Origin of the sequence: Ramlibacter tataouinensis, from assembly GCF_001580455.1 — a bacterium.
In the GTDB taxonomy this organism is placed as follows: Bacteria; Pseudomonadota; Gammaproteobacteria; order Burkholderiales; family Burkholderiaceae_C; genus Ramlibacter; species Ramlibacter tataouinensis_B.
Genome location: NZ_CP010951.1, coordinates 1209670 through 1227216, shown reverse-complemented (window position 1 = coordinate 1227216; position 17547 = coordinate 1209670). Strand labels below are relative to the sequence as shown.

18 protein-coding genes are annotated in these 17547 nt (G+C 71.5%); all 18 read right to left on the bottom strand.

Annotated features, from left to right (window positions below; translation table 11 throughout):
* Positions 1-6: 6 nt before the first annotated feature.
* Entirely contained in the window at positions 7-1152 is a 1146-nt protein-coding gene (locus UC35_RS05995) for a hypothetical protein (protein WP_061497151.1), read from the bottom strand.
* A complete protein-coding gene (locus UC35_RS05990) occupies positions 1149-1844 on the bottom strand; it encodes an NTP transferase domain-containing protein (protein ID WP_061497149.1) in 696 nt (231 codons plus the stop codon). The genes UC35_RS05995 and UC35_RS05990 overlap by 4 nt, the downstream gene beginning before the upstream one ends.
* Before the next feature lie 20 nt (positions 1845-1864).
* Complete coding sequence (locus UC35_RS05985; protein ID WP_061497147.1) at positions 1865-3007, bottom strand: vWA domain-containing protein; 1143 nt, start codon at positions 3005-3007, stop codon at positions 1865-1867.
* Entirely contained in the window at positions 3001-3894 is an 894-nt protein-coding gene (locus UC35_RS05980) for an AAA family ATPase (protein ID WP_061497145.1), read from the bottom strand. Before UC35_RS05980 ends, UC35_RS05985 begins: the two co-directional genes overlap by 7 nt.
* Before the next feature lie 5 nt (positions 3895-3899).
* Positions 3900-4514: an SRPBCC family protein gene (locus UC35_RS05975; RefSeq protein ID WP_061497143.1), complete on the bottom strand. Its 615-nt coding sequence runs from the start codon at positions 4512-4514 to the stop codon at positions 3900-3902.
* A complete protein-coding gene (locus UC35_RS05970) occupies positions 4511-4819 on the bottom strand; it encodes a hypothetical protein (protein WP_061497141.1) in 309 nt (102 codons plus the stop codon). Before UC35_RS05970 ends, UC35_RS05975 begins: the two co-directional genes overlap by 4 nt.
* Positions 4816-7230 carry an aerobic carbon-monoxide dehydrogenase large subunit gene (locus UC35_RS05965; protein ID WP_061497139.1) on the bottom strand — a complete coding sequence of 805 codons (2415 nt, stop codon included), beginning with the start codon at positions 7228-7230 and terminating at the stop codon, positions 4816-4818. Before UC35_RS05965 ends, UC35_RS05970 begins: the two co-directional genes overlap by 4 nt.
* Before the next feature lie 40 nt (positions 7231-7270).
* Positions 7271-7762: a (2Fe-2S)-binding protein gene (locus UC35_RS05960; RefSeq protein ID WP_061497138.1), complete on the bottom strand. Its 492-nt coding sequence runs from the start codon at positions 7760-7762 to the stop codon at positions 7271-7273.
* Positions 7763-7783: 21 nt separating this feature from the next.
* On the bottom strand, positions 7784-8650 hold the full coding sequence (locus tag UC35_RS05955) for an FAD binding domain-containing protein (protein ID WP_061497136.1): 867 nt from the start codon (positions 8648-8650) through the stop codon (positions 7784-7786).
* Positions 8651-8857: 207 nt separating this feature from the next.
* Positions 8858-9586, bottom strand: a complete 729-nt coding sequence (locus UC35_RS05950; protein WP_082792722.1) for a Crp/Fnr family transcriptional regulator — start codon at positions 9584-9586, stop codon at positions 8858-8860.
* A 117-nt stretch (positions 9587-9703) separates the two neighbouring features.
* Entirely contained in the window at positions 9704-10186 is a 483-nt protein-coding gene (locus UC35_RS05945; RefSeq protein WP_061497134.1) for a hemerythrin domain-containing protein, read from the bottom strand.
* Between the two features lie 68 nt (positions 10187-10254).
* A complete protein-coding gene (locus UC35_RS05940) occupies positions 10255-11523 on the bottom strand; it encodes a hypothetical protein (RefSeq protein ID WP_145979345.1) in 1269 nt (422 codons plus the stop codon).
* A complete protein-coding gene (locus tag UC35_RS05935) occupies positions 11520-11780 on the bottom strand; it encodes a DUF2249 domain-containing protein (RefSeq protein ID WP_061497130.1) in 261 nt (86 codons plus the stop codon). Before UC35_RS05935 ends, UC35_RS05940 begins: the two co-directional genes overlap by 4 nt.
* On the bottom strand, positions 11777-12442 hold the full coding sequence (locus UC35_RS05930) for an AMP-binding protein (protein WP_061497128.1): 666 nt from the start codon (positions 12440-12442) through the stop codon (positions 11777-11779). The genes UC35_RS05935 and UC35_RS05930 overlap by 4 nt, the downstream gene beginning before the upstream one ends.
* Positions 12439-13392 carry an FAD binding domain-containing protein gene (locus UC35_RS05925; protein ID WP_061497126.1) on the bottom strand — a complete coding sequence of 318 codons (954 nt, stop codon included), beginning with the start codon at positions 13390-13392 and terminating at the stop codon, positions 12439-12441. The genes UC35_RS05930 and UC35_RS05925 overlap by 4 nt, the downstream gene beginning before the upstream one ends.
* Positions 13392-15743, bottom strand: a complete 2352-nt coding sequence (gene hcrA, locus UC35_RS05920; RefSeq protein WP_061497124.1) for a 4-hydroxybenzoyl-CoA reductase subunit alpha — start codon at positions 15741-15743, stop codon at positions 13392-13394. The genes UC35_RS05925 and hcrA overlap by 1 nt, the downstream gene beginning before the upstream one ends.
* Positions 15740-16210 (bottom strand): (2Fe-2S)-binding protein, encoded by a 471-nt coding sequence (locus UC35_RS05915; protein WP_061497122.1) that lies wholly within the window; start codon positions 16208-16210, stop codon positions 15740-15742. Before UC35_RS05915 ends, hcrA begins: the two co-directional genes overlap by 4 nt.
* 1 nt (position 16211) lies before the next feature.
* Positions 16212-17543, bottom strand: a complete 1332-nt coding sequence (locus UC35_RS05910) for a phenylacetate--CoA ligase family protein (protein ID WP_061497120.1) — start codon at positions 17541-17543, stop codon at positions 16212-16214.
* Positions 17544-17547 lie beyond the last annotated feature (4 nt).

The window sequence follows — 17547 nt, the reverse complement described above, 5'->3', positions numbered from 1 at the left end:
GCTGGATCAGCGGCCCGCATGCCGGCGCGCGGCGATGGCCCGGACCCAGGGCCGCGCGGTCAGCAGCAAGCCGGCCAGCACCGCGCCCAGGCCCAGCGCGACGTGTATCGCGGCGACACCGCGCGCGCCCGACTGCTCGACCACCAGGCCGAAAGCCAGGGTCAGCACCGCATAGCCGGCCGCCGCCCGCAGCGGCGAGCTGCCCTGGCGGCCGCGCCGCGCCGGTGCCCAGAGCTGGCCGCTCCAGGCCAGGCCCCAGGCGGCCCCGTGCGTGACCGCCAGGCCGAGCAGGTCGACGGGTGCAGGCGACCAGGCGGCAAAGGCCGCGCCCGCCACCAGCAGGGCGGCGCAGACAACGGCCAGGGCGCGCAGCGGCCAGCGCGTCATCCAGGCCCGCAGCACCAGTGCCGGGCCGAACATCGCCGCCAGGTGAAGCAGCACCAGCACCTGCGGCGCGATGCCGCGGGCGCTGCACCATGCCGCCATCAGCGGCAATGCGGCCATCAGCGGCAGCATGGCCAGCCCGGCCAGCAGCATCGGCCACTGCAGCGGATCGCGCCAGGCGCCCGGCGGCCACGCCGGCAGCGAACAGTCGAACAGCCCGGCGCGGCAACCGGGCCCGTGGGCGCGCTCGTCGACTCGCAACTGCAAGAGCGCGAGCAAGGCGGCGACGGCCAGCACGAAGGCCGCGAGGCGGGCCGCCAGCGCGCCGACATCGGCGGGATCGCCCAGCAGCAGTCCCGCGCACAGGGCGCCCAGGCTGGCGGCGGCGACCGGCGGCGCCGGTGCTGCGGCCTGCATCTGCCGCAGGCTGCGCACCACGCCGGAAGCCAGCGCGGTCAGCGCCGCCCAGCCCACCAGCGCCAGCAGCAGGGCCGGCAGGCCGACGCCGCGCACCGCGGCCCACAAGCCGGCAGCGGTGAGCAGCGCGACGCTGCCCAGCGCCAGCGCGCGCGTCCACCGCCGCATGCCACCATGCGTGGCAACGGCTGCCGCCGCCCCCAGGCCCAGCAGCCACAGGGCCACCAGACCGAACGCCTGGCCCACCGTCGGCGCCAGCACCAGCGACAGGCTGCCGATGCCGACCCATCCCGCGATCAGCAGCGCCCACGCGCAGGCGCGCGCCAGGGCCAGGCGGCTGGCGGTGCTCATGTCACCGTCTCGCCGGCGAACGACGACGGCCAGGTGAGTACGTGGCCCGTGCCCGCGGTGAAGCGCGCCAGGTCTTCGGGTGTGTCGATGTCCAGCGAGTAGCGGCGGTTGTCGGTGTCCAGCCAGCGCACGAGATCGCGATGGGCATCGCGCCATTGGCGGCAGGCCAGGTCGGCGGCGCCCGCCAGCCAGGCCTCGCGCAGCGCCGCATCGAAGATGACCGGGTTGCCCGGTTGCGGCGCGCCGCCTTCGGTCATCACGCGCGGCACCACCATCATCGCGTCGCCGCGCTTCTTGAATGCGCCGATCAGCGCCGTGATGTCCTGCGCGTTGATCAGCGGCTGGTCGGCCAGCGCGACGATCACCGCATCGAGCCGGGGCGACAGGGCCTGCAGCCCGGCGCGCACGGACGAGGCCTGGCCCTCGTCGGGCGAGGGGTTGCGCACCAGCGTGATCGGGAACTGCCCGATGGCCGTCTCGACCGCATCGGCGTGATGGCCCAGCACGACGACGACTTCGTCCACGCCTGCGCCCGACAGCGCGATCAGCTGGCGCATCACCAGCGGCACGCCGCCCAGCTCGAGCAAGGCCTTCGGCCGCCCGCCCAGCCGCTTGCCGGCGCCGGCGGCCAGCAGCACCGCGCCCACCGACATCCGGCTGTAGAGCCCGTTGGCCTTGAACATGCAGCCCATGGGCGACCTCCTTACCTCTCTTACCTCAGTGCGGCGATCAGTTCCGGCAGCACCGCCTGGATGCTGGCCAGGTCCGCCCCCGGCGCGAGCAGGTCCAGGTGCGGCAGGGCGGCCTGCATGCCCTGGCAGACCGGGGCATAGCCGGGCCGGTTGCACAGCGGGTTGAGCCACACGATGCGCCGCGCCCGCCGCCGCAGCTGTGCCAGTGCGTCCGACAGCCGCTGCGGATCGCCGGTGTCGTAGCCATCGCTCATGATGACGATCGCGGTGCGCGAATGGACGATGCGCGGCGCGTGCTCGCGGTTGAACTGCGCCAGGCTGTCGCCGATGCGCGTGCCGCCGGCCCAGCCCTGCGCGATCAGGTGCAGCTGTTCCTGCGCGCGCCACGGGTCCGGGTCGTGCAGCGCCTGCGACACCGCCGTGACGCGGGTGTGGAAGATGAAGCTGTGGATGTCGGTCAGTTCCGCGGCCAGCGCCCGCGCCAGGCGCAGGTAGAAGAAGCTGTACAGCGCCATCGACCGGCTCACGTCGATCAGCAGCACGATGCGCGGCCGCACCTGGCGGGGCTCCTTCCAGGCCAGGTGGAAGGGCGTGCCGCCGCTGGCCACGCTGCGCCGGATCGTCGCCGGCAGGTCCAGGCGCCTGCCCCGGCGCGCGCGCCGCTGGCGGCGCAGGCGGATGTGCTTGAGCCGGCGCGCGAAGCGCCGCATCAGCGCCTCGATGTCCAGCGTGTGTTCCTTCTCGGTCAGCGTGCGGAAGTCCGCCGAGCCCAGCGCTTCCTGGCCGCTGGCGGTGCGGCGCGGCCGCAGCGCATCTTCGTCGTCCGCCCGGTCGTGATCGCCGGCCGGGCCTCCAGGCCACTCGCCGCGCAAGGCCTTGTCGCCGGCATCGCGGCGCTGCGGACGCTGCCAGCGGTTGGGCGGCAGGAACCAGGCGTCGAACAATTCGTCGAAGCGCTGCCACTCGTCGGCGCGCCCGCACAACAAGGCTTGCAGGCTCCAGCGCAGGATCGCCGGGTCGAGCACGCCCACCTGCTGCGCCGTCCGAAGTACCGCCACGGCATCACCGCCGCCGACACCGAAGCCGTTGGACCGCAGGAAGCCGGGAAAGCCCGCCAGCCGCTCGGCGGCGCGGGTGTCCAGTGAAGCTTCGAGGGTCAACATGCGGCCGCCAGCCGGGCGACGATTTCGCGCGGAAAGGCCGCGCGGTCGTCACGCGTCTTGATGAGGGCGCTGAGCGTTTCCATGATGCGCTCGGCGCCGTCCTTGTCAATCACCGACAGGCCCAGCCGCAGCAGGGCGGCGGTCCAGTCCAGGGTCTCGGCGATGCCGGGCTTCTTCTGCAGTTCCATGCGCCGCACGCCCTGCACGAAGGCCACGATCTGCGCCGCCAGCGCGGCCGGTGCGGCCGGCGCCTTGGCGCGCACGATGGCGAGCTCCTTGTCGTAGTCGGGGTAGTCGATGTACTGGTAGAGGCAGCGGCGGCGCAGGGCGTCGGACAGCTCGCGCGTGCCGTTGGAGGTGATGACGACCAGCGGGCGGCTGACGGCCGGCACCGTGCCGAGCTCGGGGATCGACAGCTGGAAGTCCGACAGCAGCTCCAGCAGGTAAGCCTCGAAGGCCTCGTCGGCCCGGTCGATCTCGTCGATCAGCAGCACCGGCGGCTGCGCGCAGGTGATGGCCTCGAGCAGCGGGCGCTTGAGCAGGTAGCGCTCGGAGAAGATGTCCTGCTCCTTCTGCGCGATGCCGCGCTGGTCGTGCTCGAGCAGCTTGATGGCCAGCAGCTGGCGCTGGTAGTTCCACTCGTACATCGCCGCATGGGCGTCCAGGCCTTCGTAGCATTGCAGCCGGATCAGGCGCGCGTGGCGCACGGCCGCCAGCACCTTGGCCACTTCGGTCTTTCCCACGCCGGCGTCGCCCTCCAGCAGCAGGGGCCGCTCCAGGTCCTGCATCAGCAAGAGGGCGGCGGCCAGGCCCGGTTCGGCGATGTAGCCGGCATGCGCCAGGTCCCGCTGCAGCGCTGCCACCTCCTGTGCGCGTTGCGACACCATCGCGGTCAGTGCGCGCGCCCCGCGAACAGCGAGCGCAGCCAGTTCTTGAGGGCCGCCCACAGCAGGGCCGGCCCGTTGAGCGGCCGGGGCGGCGCAGGCTCCGGCGCGGCGGCCGCATGGCCCGAGGCGGGCGGGCCGCCGGGCGGCGGGGCCGCCTGGGCTTGCAGCACTTTCAGTTGCGCGGCGAAGTTGTCGGCGAACTGCTTGAGCACCTGGTCGGCCACCGCGCCCATCATGCGACCACCGAAGGTGGCAGCCTTGCCGCTCACCGACAGCTCGCTGGCGCCCACCAAGTTGCAGGCGTTGGCGTCGATCGGATCGACCCGTGCCGTCAGCTCCATGCTGGCGCCGGAGGTGCCGGTGGAGTCGGTGCCCTTGCCGGTCAGGCGCAGCGTCCTGGCCGCCGGATCCAGGTCCTGCACCACCACATCGCCGCGGAACGACAGGTTGGCCGGTCCGAACTTCACCGCCACCGTGCCCTTGTAGTGCTGCGGGTCGATGCGCTCGACGATGCGCGCGCCGGGCATGCAGCCGGCCACGCCCTCGATGTCCTGCAACAGGGTCCAGGCGAGGTCCGCGGAGGCGGGCATCGCGAAGGTCTTTTCGAGCTGTACCTTCATGGCGCCGGGTACGCGTGCGACAGCACCAGGATCAGCAGCAAGACCGGCGCAGCCACCGCCAGGGCTGCCAGGACCTGAAGCGGCCCGCTCGCCGGTTTGGCCACGGACCCGGCGATCACCAAGGCGGCCAATGCCAGCGCCGCCGGAAAGGAGGCAATGAGAAACTGGAGCTGCCACCGTGCCGCGCCCGCGCCCTGCAGCTGGCCCAGCACGGCGGCGAGATGGGGTTTCGCCAGCAGCGCGGTGAACGACGCCGAGGCCGCGAGCAGCGCCGTGGCGATACCCGGGACCAACCACTGCTTCATCGCTTGTTGATCCCCAGCGCGTTGCACTGCTGCCAGACCCGCCAGGCGCTGTGCGGCATGTCCATGTGGACCACGCCCAGGTGCGCGAAAGCGTCGATCACCGCGTTGCTCATGCACGGGATGCCGCCCACGTGCGGCGACTCGGCCACGCCCTTGGCGCCGATCGGGTGGTGCGGGCTGGGCGTGACGGTGTAGTCGGTTTCCCAGTGCGGCGTTTCCATCGCCGTGGGCAGGAAGTAGTCGAGCAGGCTGTTGCCCAGGTGGTTGCCGTTCTCGTCGAAGGGCATCTGCTGGCCCATCGCCACCGCGAAGGCCTCGGTCAGACCGCCGTGGATCTGGCCTTCGATGATCATGGGGTTGATCCGGGTGCCGCAATCGTCCAGCGCGTAGAAGCGGCGCACCTTGACCTCGCCGGTGAACTTGTCGATGTCGACCACGCACAGGTAGGCGCCGAACGGGTAGGTGAGGTTGGGCGGGTCGTAGTAGGTCACGGCGTTCAGGCCCTGCTCCATGCCGGCGGGGATGTTGCCGGTGTGCGCGACCATGCAGATCTCCTTCATGGTCTTGGCCTGGCTCGGGTTGCCCTTGACCGTGAAGCGGTCGATCTCCCACTCCAGGTCGCCTTCGCCCACTTCGAGCAGGTGGGCGGCGATCTTGCGTGCCTTGTCCCGGATGGTGCGCGCCGCCTGCGCCGTGGCGGCGCCGGCGACCGGCGTCGAGCGCGAGCCCCAGGTGCCGGCGCCGTAGGGCGCCTTGTCGGTGTCGCCTTCCTCGACCACGATGTCGCTGGCCGGCAGGCCCAGCTCGGTGGCGATGATCTGGGCGTAGGTGGTGGCGTGGCCCTGGCCCTGCGACATAGTGCCCATGCGCGCGATCACGGCGCCGGTCGGATGCACGCGGATCTCGCAGCTGTCGAACAGGCCGATGCCCAGGATGTCGCACACCTTGGTCGGGCCGGCGCCCAGGATCTCGGTGAAGGTCGCCAGGCCGATGCCCATCAGGGTCGGCGAGTTCGGGTCGGCGCGCTGGGCCGCCTGCTCGCGCCGCAGTCCTTCGTAGTCCACCGCCTTGAGCACCTTCTCGAGTGCGGGGTGGTAGTTGCCGCTGTCGAAGGTCCAGCCGAAGGCCGAGGTGTAGGGAAACTGCTCGGCCTTGATCAGGTTGCGCCGGCGGATCTCGGCCTTGTCGATGTTCAACTTCTGGGCCAGCACGTCGATCATGCGCTCGATCAGGTAGATCGCCTCGGTCACGCGCAGCGAGCAGCGGTAGGCCACGCCGCCGGGCGCCTTGTTGGTGTAGACCGCATCGACGCGGGCGTAGGCGTTGGGAATGTCGTAGGAGCCGGTGCAGATCGAGAACAGGCCGGCCGGCAGTTTGGTCGCCGACACATGCGAATTGAAGGCGCCATGGTCGGCCAGGGCAGTGAAGCGCAGCGCCTTGATCCGGCCGTCCTTGTCGGCGGCCAGTTCGCCCACGCCGTGGTAGTCGCGCGCGAAGCCGGTGGTGGAGATGTTCTCGATGCGCGACTCGATCCACTTCACCGGCACCCCGGTGACGATCGAGGCGACGATGGCCACCACGTAGCCGGGGTAGACCGGCACCTTGTTGCCGAAGCCGCCGCCGATGTCGCCGGCCACCACACGGATCTTGCTTTCGGGGATGCCCGAGAGCATGGCCAGCACGGTGCGCACCAGGTGCGGCGCCTGCGAGGTCAGGTACACGGTCAGCGACCCGGTGCCCTTGTTGAACGAGGCGACGCAGCCGCAGGGCTCCAGCGGGCAGGGGTGCACGCGCGGGTTCAGGATCTCCTCGCGCACCGTGACCTCGGCATTCTTGAAGGCCGCGTCGGTGGCCGCCTGGTCGCCCGCTTCCCAGGTGAAGATGTGATTGGGATGGGTGCGCGGACCGTGACCCACTTCCTTCTTGTCGGCGATGTCCTCGCGGATCACCGGCGCGTCGGCCGTCATGGCCTGCTTCGGGTCGACGATGGCCGGCAGTTCCTCGTAGTCGACCTCCACCAGCGCGGCGCCGTCGGCGGCGGCGTAGCGGTCGGTGGCCAGCACCATTGCTACCTCCTGGTACTGGAAGCAGACCTTCTGGTCGGCCAGCACCGCCTGCACGTCGCCACCCAGCGTGGGCATCCAGTGCAGGTTGACGGGCTTGAGGTCGTCGGCGCTCAGCACCGCCACCACGCCCGGCGAGGCCAGCGCCTTGCTCTTGTCGATCCCCTTGATCCGCGCATGCGCATAGGGGCTGCGCACCAGCGCGCCGAACAGCATGCCCGGCAGCTTGATGTCGTCGACGTAGCTGCCCTGGCCGCGAATGAAGCGCGCGTCCTCCTTGCGCAGCAGCGAGGCGCCCGTGCCCTGCAGTTTTTCCTCGCGCGCCTTGAGTTCCGACATGTCGCCCATTTGGACTCTCCGGATGGTTCGCTGAAGGTGGGGGCCTGTATCAGGCCGACGCCGGCGTCGATGCCAGCTTCCTGGCGGCGGACTGGACCGCCTTGACGATGTTCTGGTAGCCGGTGCAGCGGCACAGGTTGCCGGCGATGCCGTAGCGGATGTCCTGCTCGGTGGGATTCGGGTTCTCCTTGAGCAGGCGGTAGGCGCGCGTGATCATCCCCGGCGTGCAGTAGCCGCACTGCAATCCGTGCTCCTCGTGGAAGGCCTGCTGCAGCGCGTGCAGCACGCCGCCTTGCTCCAGGCCCTCGACGGTGAGCAGCTCGCTGCCCGCGCACTGCACGGTGAGCACGGTGCAGGACTTGACGGACATGCCGTCCATGTCCACCGTGCAGGCGCCGCAGTGCGAGGTCTCGCAGCCGATGTGCGGGCCGGTATGCGCCAGCTTCTCGCGCAGCGTGTGGATCAGCAGCTCGCGCGGCTCGACCGACACCTCGACGGCCTTGCCGTTCAGCTTGAATGACACCTGGTGCGTGTTCGCCATGTCCGACTCTCCTTCGCCGTCCTAGGACTTCGCGCGGGCATGCGCCGCCTGCAGCGCGCGCCGCGTCATCTCGCCCGTCATGGCCAGCTTGTATTCGGCATCGCCCCGCTGGTCCGGGGTCGGTTCGCAGATGCCCATGGCCAGGCGCGCCGCTTCGCCCAGGCTGGCCTCGTCGATCGGCTTGCCGAGCAGGCTGTCCTCGGCGGCCCGTGCCTTCAGCGCGGTGGGGCCGGCATTGGTCAGTGCGATGTTCACCTTGGCCACCTTGCCGCCGCTCATCTGCAGCAGCACCGCGGTGGCGGCGGTGGCGAAGTCGCCGGTCTTGCGCTTGAGCTTTTGGTAGGACCACCCGCTGCCGGCCGCTGGAATCGGAATTCGGATCTGCGCGAGGATCTCGCCATCCTCCAGTTGCGTCGAATACAGCCCGAGGAAATAGCCGTCGGCCTTGAGGACGCGCTCGCCCTTGGGACCGCGCAGCACGAAGGACGCATCCAGTGCAAGCATCAGTGCGGGATGGTCGTTGCCCGGGTCGCCATGCGAGATGTCGCCGCCGATCGTGCCCTTGTAGCGGACCTGCGGGTCGGCGATCCAGCCCGCGCCATCGACCAGCAGCGGCAGCTTCTCGGCCAGCAGCGCGGAGTGCAGCAGCTCGTGCTCGGTCGTCATCGCGCCGATGTGGATCGCGTCGCCCACCTGCGCAATACCGCGCAGTTCGGCGATCCTGCCCAGGTCGATCAGGTGCGCCGGCTGCGCGAAGCGCAGCTTCATCATCGGCAGCAGGCTGTGGCCACCCGCCAGCAGCCTGGCATCGGGACCGAGGTCGCCGAGCAGCTTGATCGCGTCGGCGACCGAGTTCGGTGCGTGGTAGTCGAATCCGGCTGGGATCATCGTTGTCTCCTACGAGGCCGCCGTCAACGGCACGACGATAGCGACATTGCGCCCTAGCAGGACGGTATCTGCACGAACAGTTACCTCTCACGCGACCTCACGCGCTCGCACCAGCTCAACCGAAAATGAAAGGGCCCGTCGCTGCGACCACCGATGAGTTCGGCGGTGCGTGGGGCAGGCCGGCGCGGCGCCGCCTGCAGCCTCTGACTACGTGCCGGCCAGCTTGCGCAGTTCGGGCACGTCGAGGATCTCGATATAGCGGTTGCTTACGTTGAGCACGTTCAGCCGCTTCAGGCGGGTGAGGGCGCGACTGACGGTTTCGAGCGTCAGGCCGAGCAGGCTGCCCAGTTCCTCCCGGGTCATTCGCAGCAGCAGCTCGTCGCCGGGCAAGCCCAGTCGCCGCAGCCGACCGGTCCAGTCCACGAGGAAGCGCGCCAGCCGGTGGTCGGCGCTCGGAATGGCGCGCAGGTGCAAGGCCGTGCGCTGGTGGCGCGCCACGGCCTGGGCGAGTTGCCGCTGGAATTCGCGCGCGACGCCGCCGGCGTTGCTGCACAGCTCCAGGGCGTCGTTGAATTCGACGACGCAGACCTCCGCATCGCCCAGGGCCACGGCTTCGCAGTGGTGGACGCCGTCGACCACGCCGTCCAGGCCCAGCAGGTCGCCCGCCATCTGGAAGTCGAGCACCTGCGCATGGCCGTGCTCGTCGGACAGGAAAGTCTTGAAGTAGCCCGTTCGCGGCGCGAAGAAGGCCCGGAACGACTGTCCGCGCCGGAACAGCACTTCGCCGCGGCGGACTTTGCGGCGCGTGAGCCGGACGGCGGGTGCGCTTTCACCGGATTGCTCCGGCATGCACAAGGGGCCCAGGGCACAGATGGCGCAGGGCATCCGGACAGCGGCATCGGAGGGTGTGGCGGTGCACATGTCGGCTGGACCCATGTCGTCACCTCGTGGAGGATGTCAAGATGATCCGATGCTAGGCGCGATGCGCGGACGGACCTTGAGGTGAGTCAAGCCTGGGTCGCCGCGCACATCGCGACGAGGCAGTAGTGGCCACTAGGCCGCGGCGGCGTAGTCCAGCGCCAGCTCGCCGTCGGTCGACGGATCCAGCACGTCTTCGAGCAGCGGCAGCAGGGCCATGGTTTCCTTCTGGATGTGCGCGACCTGGCGTTCCACGAGCTCCAGCGTCAGCAGGCGCAGCCGGTCCCAGGACTCTTCGTCCACGATGCCGTCGCAGACCGCCCGCGCGAGCGGCAGCAGTTCCGCGGCGACCTCGCGAATGGATTCGTGCTCTTCGGTCATCAGTGCCGCGATCGCCCCGTCGCCGAATTCGGCGATGCGGGGAAACAGGCAGTGCTCCTCGAAGTCGAAGTGGCGGCTGATGTCCACCTGCATGGCGTGCATGAACTCGGTGAGCAGCGCTTGCAGCGCGGGTGAGGAAGATGCTGCGCCGCCGACGGCGCGCTGGACGCGCTCGAGCAGGGCGAGATTAGCGCGATGCTCCTCGTCCAGCATGCGTCCGACTTGGGTGTTGATCACGAGGAACCTCCTTTGGCTGATGGCCACACCACGATAACGACAGGACGCGGTGAAATCCTTGTCTCACTTCAAGACTGCGGCACGCATGCAGCACGCATGCGGCGCAGCAGTTGCGCAAAGAACAGCGCGAAGGCCATGCTGCCGGCCAGGCCTGCCACGGCGGCGAGCGCCGCCAGCGCGCGGCTGTGCGTGGCGAGCGCTGCCGCCACGGCGCACCACGCGGCCACGTGGCACAGCGCATGCGCGCGCAGCAGCCCCGCATGGCTGAGGGAAGACGCGGTCGGGCCGCGGCGGCGGCCGGCGGCCGCGTGCATCGAGCCGAGGAAGGGCAGGATGCGCTGCAGGAAGCCGGCCAACACGCTGGACAACCAGCACAGCGCGGCGGCGACGAGCCAGCGCGCCTCCACTTCGGCACCGAAGCCGATCGCCAGCGCGATCGCCACGGCCACGCCGAGCGCGCCCCAGCCGAATCGCACCAGCAGGAACGAATGCCCCAGGTCCTTGCGCATCCCGCTGGCGATGGCTGCGCGCATGAGCCACAGGTGCCAGGCGGCGCCGGCCGCGCCGGCGACCGCGGCGGCGGCCAGCAGCGGGCCGCCCAGGTGCCCGGACGCGCAAGCGAGCAGCAGCGCCGCGGCGAAGAAGGCGAGCGCGCCCAACTGCCGGCGTTCCGCGGGTGCGGGCGAGAGCACGAACATGGGCACCAGGATGTACGACAGCCCGGCGGACAGCAGCCCCATGAAGCCGAAGGGCGCAACGACCTGGTGCGCGTGGGTCAGCAGCGGCCGGGGCGGCTGCGCCGCGCCGGACCACCATGCGGTCAGCGCAGTGCCGGTGACAAGCACCAGCGCCAGGCAGGCGAGCGAACCCCAGGCGTGCGCGCGCACGCCGGGCATGCCCCGCGCGCGCGCCAGGTGGCGGGCCATCAGCAGCGCCCAGGCCGCCAGCGGACCGGCCACGGCGGCGGAGCCCAGGAGCAGCGCCGTCGCGGATCCGGTCGCCATCCCCGCCGTGAGTACCGCGACGCCGGGCGTGTAGACCCACCAGATGAAGTCCAGCCAGCGGCCGCTGACGGGCGGCTGCCGCGTGGCCACCGGCATCAGCTGCGCGCCGGCGCCCAGCGCTGCCATGGCCAGCACGCCGAGTGTGAGCAGGTGCAGGGCCGCCAGCGGCAGGCCCAGTCCCCCGGCGAAGTCGATCCAGCCGCCCCAGGTCGCCACCAGCACGCCCCAGGCGGCCACCTGGTAGGCGGCGGCCGCGCCGAAGAAGCGGAAGGGCACGGCAGCGGGCAACAGCCGCCCGCTGGCCCCACCGAGGAATGTCGCGGCGAGCGTCATGGCGCGGCGCGCAGCAGCAGGCGCACCTCGCCCGCCGGTGCCGGGATCTGCTCCGCCTCCCAGCCGATTTCGGCCAGCTCGGGGAACAGCAGCACCGGGACCCGGTTGTGGTGCACGATGAGCGAGTCCCCGGTCCGAAGCTCACGGATCCGCCGGAGAATGGCGACCAGCGGTTCGGGCGGCGGCAGTGAACGCACGTCGATGTGCGCGATGCCATCCTCCAGCCAGGCCGGGGCCAGGGGCGCGGAACTGCTCATGCTGCCTCCAGGACGTTGCAGGGCGCAGCCGAAGCCCGCCGGGCGCCGCGCAGCACCGCCGTGCCGCCACGCCGCAGGACTTTCAGCATGCCCAGGATGGTGGCCGTGTGCGCCACGTCGCTCGAACTCCTGCGCGGTGGGCAGCCGGTCGCAAAGGCATGCGGCAGCGCGCGCGCCCCGGCGCCGTCGCGCGTGCGCGGCTCGGTCCAGCAGGCGCAGGCCTGGGGACGCTGGCGCGCGGGCGACATCGGCCCCGACTCTCCCAGGTAGGCGTGCCACTCGGCCAGCGTCATCACGCTGTCGCGCCAGCGCGTGGCATAGCCCTGGCGCGAGGCGGCCAGGATGAAGCGGCACGGTGCCTGCTGGTCCCAGGGCTGGCCCGTAGCGAAGACGCCTTCGCGCGCCAGCGGCACCGGCACCGCGCCCGCCCAGATCGCGCCGAGGAAAGCCACCGCATGCTCGATGTCCAGCGGCAGGTGAAGCTGCACCACTTCGCCGGGCAGGGCGCCGCAGTCGCGCCACGCCGCGCCCGCACGGGCGACCGCGATGCGCAACTCGGACCAGCTCATGCTCTGCTCCGCGTGCACGATGGCCGTGCGGCTGGGGGCGCCGCGGTCCATCAGCAGGGCGGCGGCGTTGATGGCCGGCGCAGGCGCATTCATGCAGAGCCTTCGGAGGCGCGCGCCTGCGCCAGCAGCTTCAGCGCCAGCGCGGCCGCCGCTTCGCGCCGGTAGGTCGCCGGCGTGCTGGTCGTGCGCATGCAGCTCGCATGCTTGAGCACCGCCGAGCGGACCGCGGCGTCATCGCAGCGGCCTTCGCCGAGTTCGAACACCTGCGGGCAGGACCCGGTCGCGGAGAGCGCGATGCGCACCCCGCCCGGCGCGCTCAGGACGGCCACGCTGGCCAGCGCGAAATCGATGCCGCCGCGCTGGCGCAGCTTGTCGAAGGCGACCGGGCCCGGCACCGGCGGCACCAGCACGCGCGCCACGATCTCCCCGGGTGCCAGCGTCAGGTGCGCGGCCCCGTCGTCGCGGTAGAGCTCGGCCAGCGCCATGGTGCGCGTGCCGCCCGCCCCGGCCACGCGCACCTGGGCGCGCGCGGCGAGCAGCACCGGCGCCAGGTCGGAGCAGAACGCCGCATGGCAGCGCTGTCCCTGCGGGGCGACGTGGCAGCGTTCACCGCGGAACTTCAGGCAGTGATCGTTGGCCGCGCGCCACCATTCGCCCTGGTTGTAGAAGATGCAGCGCGTGTCCTGGCAGAGGTTGCCGCCGAGCGTGCCGGCGGCGCGATGCGCGGGCCCGCCCACCGAGCGCGCGGCCTGGGCGAGCGCGGGCAGGCGCTCGGCCACCACGGGGCTGGCCGCGAGCTCGCCCAGCGTGAGGCCGGTGCCCAGCACCAGCGTGCCGTCTTCCACCACGGCGATGCCGCGCAGTTCCGCCAGCGTGCCGATGTCGATGAGCTGGCCGGTGGGCAGCAGCCCGCGACGCAGGTTGGGCAGCAGGTCGGTGCCGCCGGCCACGAAGCGGCTGCCGGGACCGCCCCGGGCGGCGAGCGCGACGGCGCCGGCCACGTCGGCGGCACGCAGGTAGTCGAGCAGGGGCAGCGATCGCATCAGGGGGTCTCCTTCGGGGCCCGCTGGCTGCGGCGCGCTTCGCGCTGGCGCTCGCGCAGCGCCTGCAGGATCCGGTCAGGCGAAAGCGGCAAGGCGTCCAGGCGCAGGCCGATGGCATCGGCGATGGCGTTGGCGATCGCCGGCGGGCAGCCGTGCAGCGCGCCCTCGCTGCCCTCCTTTGCGCCGAACGGACCCAGCGGATCCATGCTCTCGATCAAGGTCACGTCCACGGGCGGCGACTCGGCGGCCGTCGGGATGCGGTAGTCCAGCAGGTTGCAGGCGATCGGGAGTCCTTCGTGGTAGCGCGTCTCCTCGGACAGCGCCTGTCCCATGCCCATCCACACGGCGCCCTGGACCTGTCCTTCCAGCGCCAGCGGATTGAGTGCGCGGCCGCAGTCCTGCGCGGCCCAGATGTGCTGCACCTCGACTTCGCCGGTGGCGGCATCGACGCGCACCTGCGCCACCTGCGCCGCGTAGCTGAAGCCGGCGGTGGAACCGACCGCCGCGCCGCGGAACTTGCCGCCCTGCGTCTCCGGCGGGGTCGACCAGCTGCCCTTGACGGTGAGGGTGCCTTCCTGCGCGAGTGCGGCCTGCACGCACTGCGCGAAATCGAGCTGCCTGCTGCCGTCCGCCGTCATGCAGGATTCACCCAGCCACTCGAGCGCATCCGGGGAGGTGTCGAGCCGGCGCGCCGCCGCCTCGACCAGCACGCGCCGCAGCGCCTGCGCGGCCCGCAACGCGGCGTTGCCGACCATGAAGGAGACCCGCGAGGAATACGAGCCGTTGTCCTTGGGGGTGAGGGCGCTGTCGGTGCAGACCACGCGGATGCGCGACATCGGCAGCAGCAGCACTTCGGCGACCACCTGCGCCAGCAGCGTGGTCGAACCCTGGCCGATGTCGGCGGCGCCGCTCAGGATGGTGATGCTGCCGTCGAAGTCGAGCTTGAGGTTGACCACCGCATGCGGCTCGCCGGTCCAGTGCACCGGCTTGGCCGAACCGCTCACGTAGTGAGAGCAGGCCATTCCCAGGCCGACCCCGGGCGGCAGCTTGCGGCGCCGCTCGTGCCAGCCGGAGGCGCGCTCTACCGCGTCCAGGCACTCGGGCAGGCCGTAGGAGTTGACTTGAAGCTCGTTCAGGGTGCGGTAGGGCGCCGCGATGAAGTTCGCGCGCCGCAGGGCGAACGCATCCAGCCCGAGCTGGCCCGCGGCCTGGTCCAGCAGCGACTCGATGGCGAAGCGCACATTCACCGCGCCATGGCCGCGCATCGCGCCGCAGGGCGGCAGGTTGGTATAGACGCGGAAGCCGCGATAGCGCACCGCGTCGACCTTGTAGAGCGCATGCAGCAGCGCCCCGGCATACAGGATGGTGACCAGCCCGTAGCCGGCGTAGGCGCCGCCGCGCTGCGTGACTTCGGCGTCGATGGCGGCGATCTTGCCGTTCGCGCGCAAGCCGATGCGCATGCGGATCTCGGAGTGCGGCCGGCCGCGGTGCGTGAGAAACACCTCCTCGCGCGTGAGCTCGAGCTTGACGCGCCCGCCGGCTGCGCGCGCGAGCGCGGCGGTGACCATCTCGAAATTGAGCGACTCGACGCGGTGGCCGAAGCCGCCGCCGACGAAAGGCTTGACCACGCGCACCTGCGACTCGTCCAGCCCCAGCGTCTGCGCCAGCATCAGGTGCAGGTAGTAGGGCACCTGGGTGACCGAATGAACCGTCAATCGCTGGGCCTGCGCGTCCCATTCGGCGTTCGTCGCGTTCAGCTCGATCTGCCCGTGCGCGATCTCGGCGCATTCGAAGCTGCGCTCGACGACCAGGTCGCTGGCGGCGAAGGCCGCGTCCACATCGCCGAAGTCCTGCTCGACGGTCCGCTCGAGGTTGCCGGCCTTGTTGTCGTGCAGCAGCGCCGCGCCGGGGGCGCGCGCTTCGGCGGCGCTGAAGTACGCGGGCAGTTCTTCGAACTCCACCTGCACCGCGGCCAGCGCCGCGCGCGCGGTCTCCAGGTCGTCGGCGGCCACGGCGAACAGGGGCTCGCCGCGGTAGCGCACCTTGCCTTGTGCCAGCGGCCATTCGTTCTGCGCGATCGGGATGACGCCGTAGGGCGCGCTGAAGTCCTGGCCGGTGATGACGGCGCGCACGCCGGGCAGCGCCCGGGCGGCCGAAGTGTCGATCGACACGATGCGCGCGTGCGCGACCGGGCTGCGGGCGATCAGGCCGGTCAGCGCCGGGCCGAGGGGCAGGTCGGCGGTGTAGCGGGCCCGCCCGGTGACTTTCTCGACGCCGTCCACCAGCGGCGTGCGCACGCCCACCGAATGGGTCGGGGGCGCCGGCGGGCGAGCGGCGGAGGGCTGTGTCATGCCGGGTCTCCCGCCGCGGCGCGCACGGACTCGATGATCTTCACGTAGCCGGTGCAGCGGCACAGGTTGCCGGACAGGGCCTCGCGGATGCGTTCCTCGCTGGGGTGCGGGTCGCTGCGCAGCAGCGCCTGCGCGGCCATGATCATCCCCGGCGTGCAGTAGCCGCACTGCGCGCCCAGGTGCTCGTGGAAGGCGCGCTGCAGCGGCGACAGCGCGCCGCCCTGCGACTGCCCCTCGATGGTCTCGATGGCACGACCTTCCACCGACGCCGCCAGCGTGATGCAGGCCAGCCGCGGCTGGCCATCCACCAGCACGGTGCAGGCGCCGCACTCGCCGCCGTCGCAGCCCTGCTTGGTGCCGGTGAGGCCGAGCTGGTCGCGCAGCACCTCGAGCAGCTGCGCGCCGGCAGGCGCGGCGGTCTCGCGCTTGCGGCCGTTGACCTGGAGTGTGAGCAAGCGTGTGGACATGTCAGAGTTCCTTGGGGCGCAGGTCGCGGACGCGCACCGCCTTGCCTTGCGAGCGTGGCACGCCGCCGGGTTCGAGCACGCGGACGGCCGCGCTGATGCCGACGTGGACCTTCACGTGATGCGCCAGCTCGCGCGCCAGCTGCGCGAAGGACTCGCCCGGCACGCCGGGCTGCGCTTCGACCTCGATGGCGACCTCGTCGAGCACGCCTTCGCGCCGGACCACCAGCTGGTAGTGCGGCGCCAGCTGCGGGCGCCCGACCAGCGCCGCCTCGACCTGCGACGGATACACGTTGACCCCACGGATGATCAGCATGTCGTCGTTGCGGCCGGCGATGCGCAGGATGCGCGCATGGGTGCGTCCGCAGGCGCAGGGCGTGGTGTCCATCCGGGTGATGTCGCGCGTGCGGTAGCGCAGCATCGGCAGCGCCTCCTTGGTGAGGGTGGTGATCACCAGCTCGCCGGCATGGCCCGGCGCCACCGGTCTGGCGGTTTCCGGGTCGATGACTTCGAACAGGAAGTGGTCCTCCCAGGCGTGCAGGCCCGACTGGCATTCGCACTCGCAGGCCACGCCCGGGCCCATGATCTCGGAGAGCCCGTAGACGTCGATGGCCCGGAGCCCCAGCCGCGCTTCCAGCTCGAGGCGCATGGCCTGCGACCACGGCTCGGCGCCGAACATGCCCACGCGCAGGCGTCCCGCGCTCAGGTCGACGCCTTGCTGCTGCGCCGCTTCGGCGATGGCCAGCGCGTACGAGGGGGTGGCGCACAGCACGCTCGCGCCGAAGTCCCTGATCAGGTCGACCTGGCGCTCGGTGCCGCCACCCGACACCGGCACCACGGCGCAGCCCAGGCGCTCGGCGCCGTAGTGCGCGCCCAGGCCGCCGGTGAACAGGCCGTAGCCGTAGGCGTTGTGCACGATGTCGCCCGGCCGGGCGCCGGCGGCGAACATCGAACGCGCCATGAGGTCGGCCCAGCGCCCGAGGTCGGTTTCGGTGTAACCCACCACCGTGGGCTTGCCGGTGGTCCCGGAGGAGGCGTGGATGCGTGCCAGCTGCTCGGGCGGCCTGGCAAACAGCCCGAACGGGTAGTGGTCGCGCAGGTCCGACTTGGTGGTGAAGGGAAGCCGCGCCAGGTCGGAGGATGAGCGCACGTCCGCCGGCCGGACGCCGGCCGCCTCGAGGCGCTGGCGCATCGGCGGCACGCGAGCCCAGAGGTTCTCCAGCGTTGCACGCAGCCGCTGCCACTGCAAGGCGGCGAGTTCGTCGCGCGACAGCACCTCGGTGGTGTGCAGGAAGCGGTGGCCGGGGCCGATGTCGACGGCGCTGCCAAGATCCATGCGT

Excerpts from the sequence above, each read along its gene's own strand:
- UC35_RS05995 (WP_061497151.1), bottom strand. The coding sequence starts at position 1,152 with ATGAGCACCGCCAGCCGCCTGGCCCTGGCGCGCGCCTGCGCGTGGGCG.
- UC35_RS05990 (WP_061497149.1), bottom strand. The coding sequence starts at position 1,844 with ATGGGCTGCATGTTCAAGGCCAACGGGCTCTACAGCCGGATGTCGGTG.
- UC35_RS05985 (WP_061497147.1), bottom strand. The coding sequence starts at position 3,007 with ATGTTGACCCTCGAAGCTTCACTGGACACCCGCGCCGCCGAGCGGCTG.
- UC35_RS05980 (WP_061497145.1), bottom strand. The coding sequence starts at position 3,894 with ATGGTGTCGCAACGCGCACAGGAGGTGGCAGCGCTGCAGCGGGACCTG.
- UC35_RS05975 (WP_061497143.1), bottom strand. The coding sequence starts at position 4,514 with ATGAAGGTACAGCTCGAAAAGACCTTCGCGATGCCCGCCTCCGCGGAC.
- UC35_RS05970 (WP_061497141.1), bottom strand. The coding sequence starts at position 4,819 with ATGAAGCAGTGGTTGGTCCCGGGTATCGCCACGGCGCTGCTCGCGGCC.
- UC35_RS05965 (WP_061497139.1), bottom strand. The coding sequence starts at position 7,230 with ATGGGCGACATGTCGGAACTCAAGGCGCGCGAGGAAAAACTGCAGGGC.
- UC35_RS05960 (WP_061497138.1), bottom strand. The coding sequence starts at position 7,762 with ATGGCGAACACGCACCAGGTGTCATTCAAGCTGAACGGCAAGGCCGTC.
- UC35_RS05955 (WP_061497136.1), bottom strand. The coding sequence starts at position 8,650 with ATGATCCCAGCCGGATTCGACTACCACGCACCGAACTCGGTCGCCGAC.
- UC35_RS05950 (WP_082792722.1), bottom strand. The coding sequence starts at position 9,586 with ATGGGTCCAGCCGACATGTGCACCGCCACACCCTCCGATGCCGCTGTC.
- UC35_RS05940 (WP_145979345.1), bottom strand. The coding sequence starts at position 11,523 with ATGACGCTCGCCGCGACATTCCTCGGTGGGGCCAGCGGGCGGCTGTTG.
- UC35_RS05935 (WP_061497130.1), bottom strand. The coding sequence starts at position 11,780 with ATGAGCAGTTCCGCGCCCCTGGCCCCGGCCTGGCTGGAGGATGGCATC.
- UC35_RS05930 (WP_061497128.1), bottom strand. The coding sequence starts at position 12,442 with ATGAATGCGCCTGCGCCGGCCATCAACGCCGCCGCCCTGCTGATGGAC.
- UC35_RS05925 (WP_061497126.1), bottom strand. The coding sequence starts at position 13,392 with ATGCGATCGCTGCCCCTGCTCGACTACCTGCGTGCCGCCGACGTGGCC.
- hcrA (WP_061497124.1), bottom strand. The coding sequence starts at position 15,743 with ATGACACAGCCCTCCGCCGCTCGCCCGCCGGCGCCCCCGACCCATTCG.
- UC35_RS05915 (WP_061497122.1), bottom strand. The coding sequence starts at position 16,210 with ATGTCCACACGCTTGCTCACACTCCAGGTCAACGGCCGCAAGCGCGAG.
- UC35_RS05910 (WP_061497120.1), bottom strand. The coding sequence starts at position 17,543 with ATGGATCTTGGCAGCGCCGTCGACATCGGCCCCGGCCACCGCTTCCTG.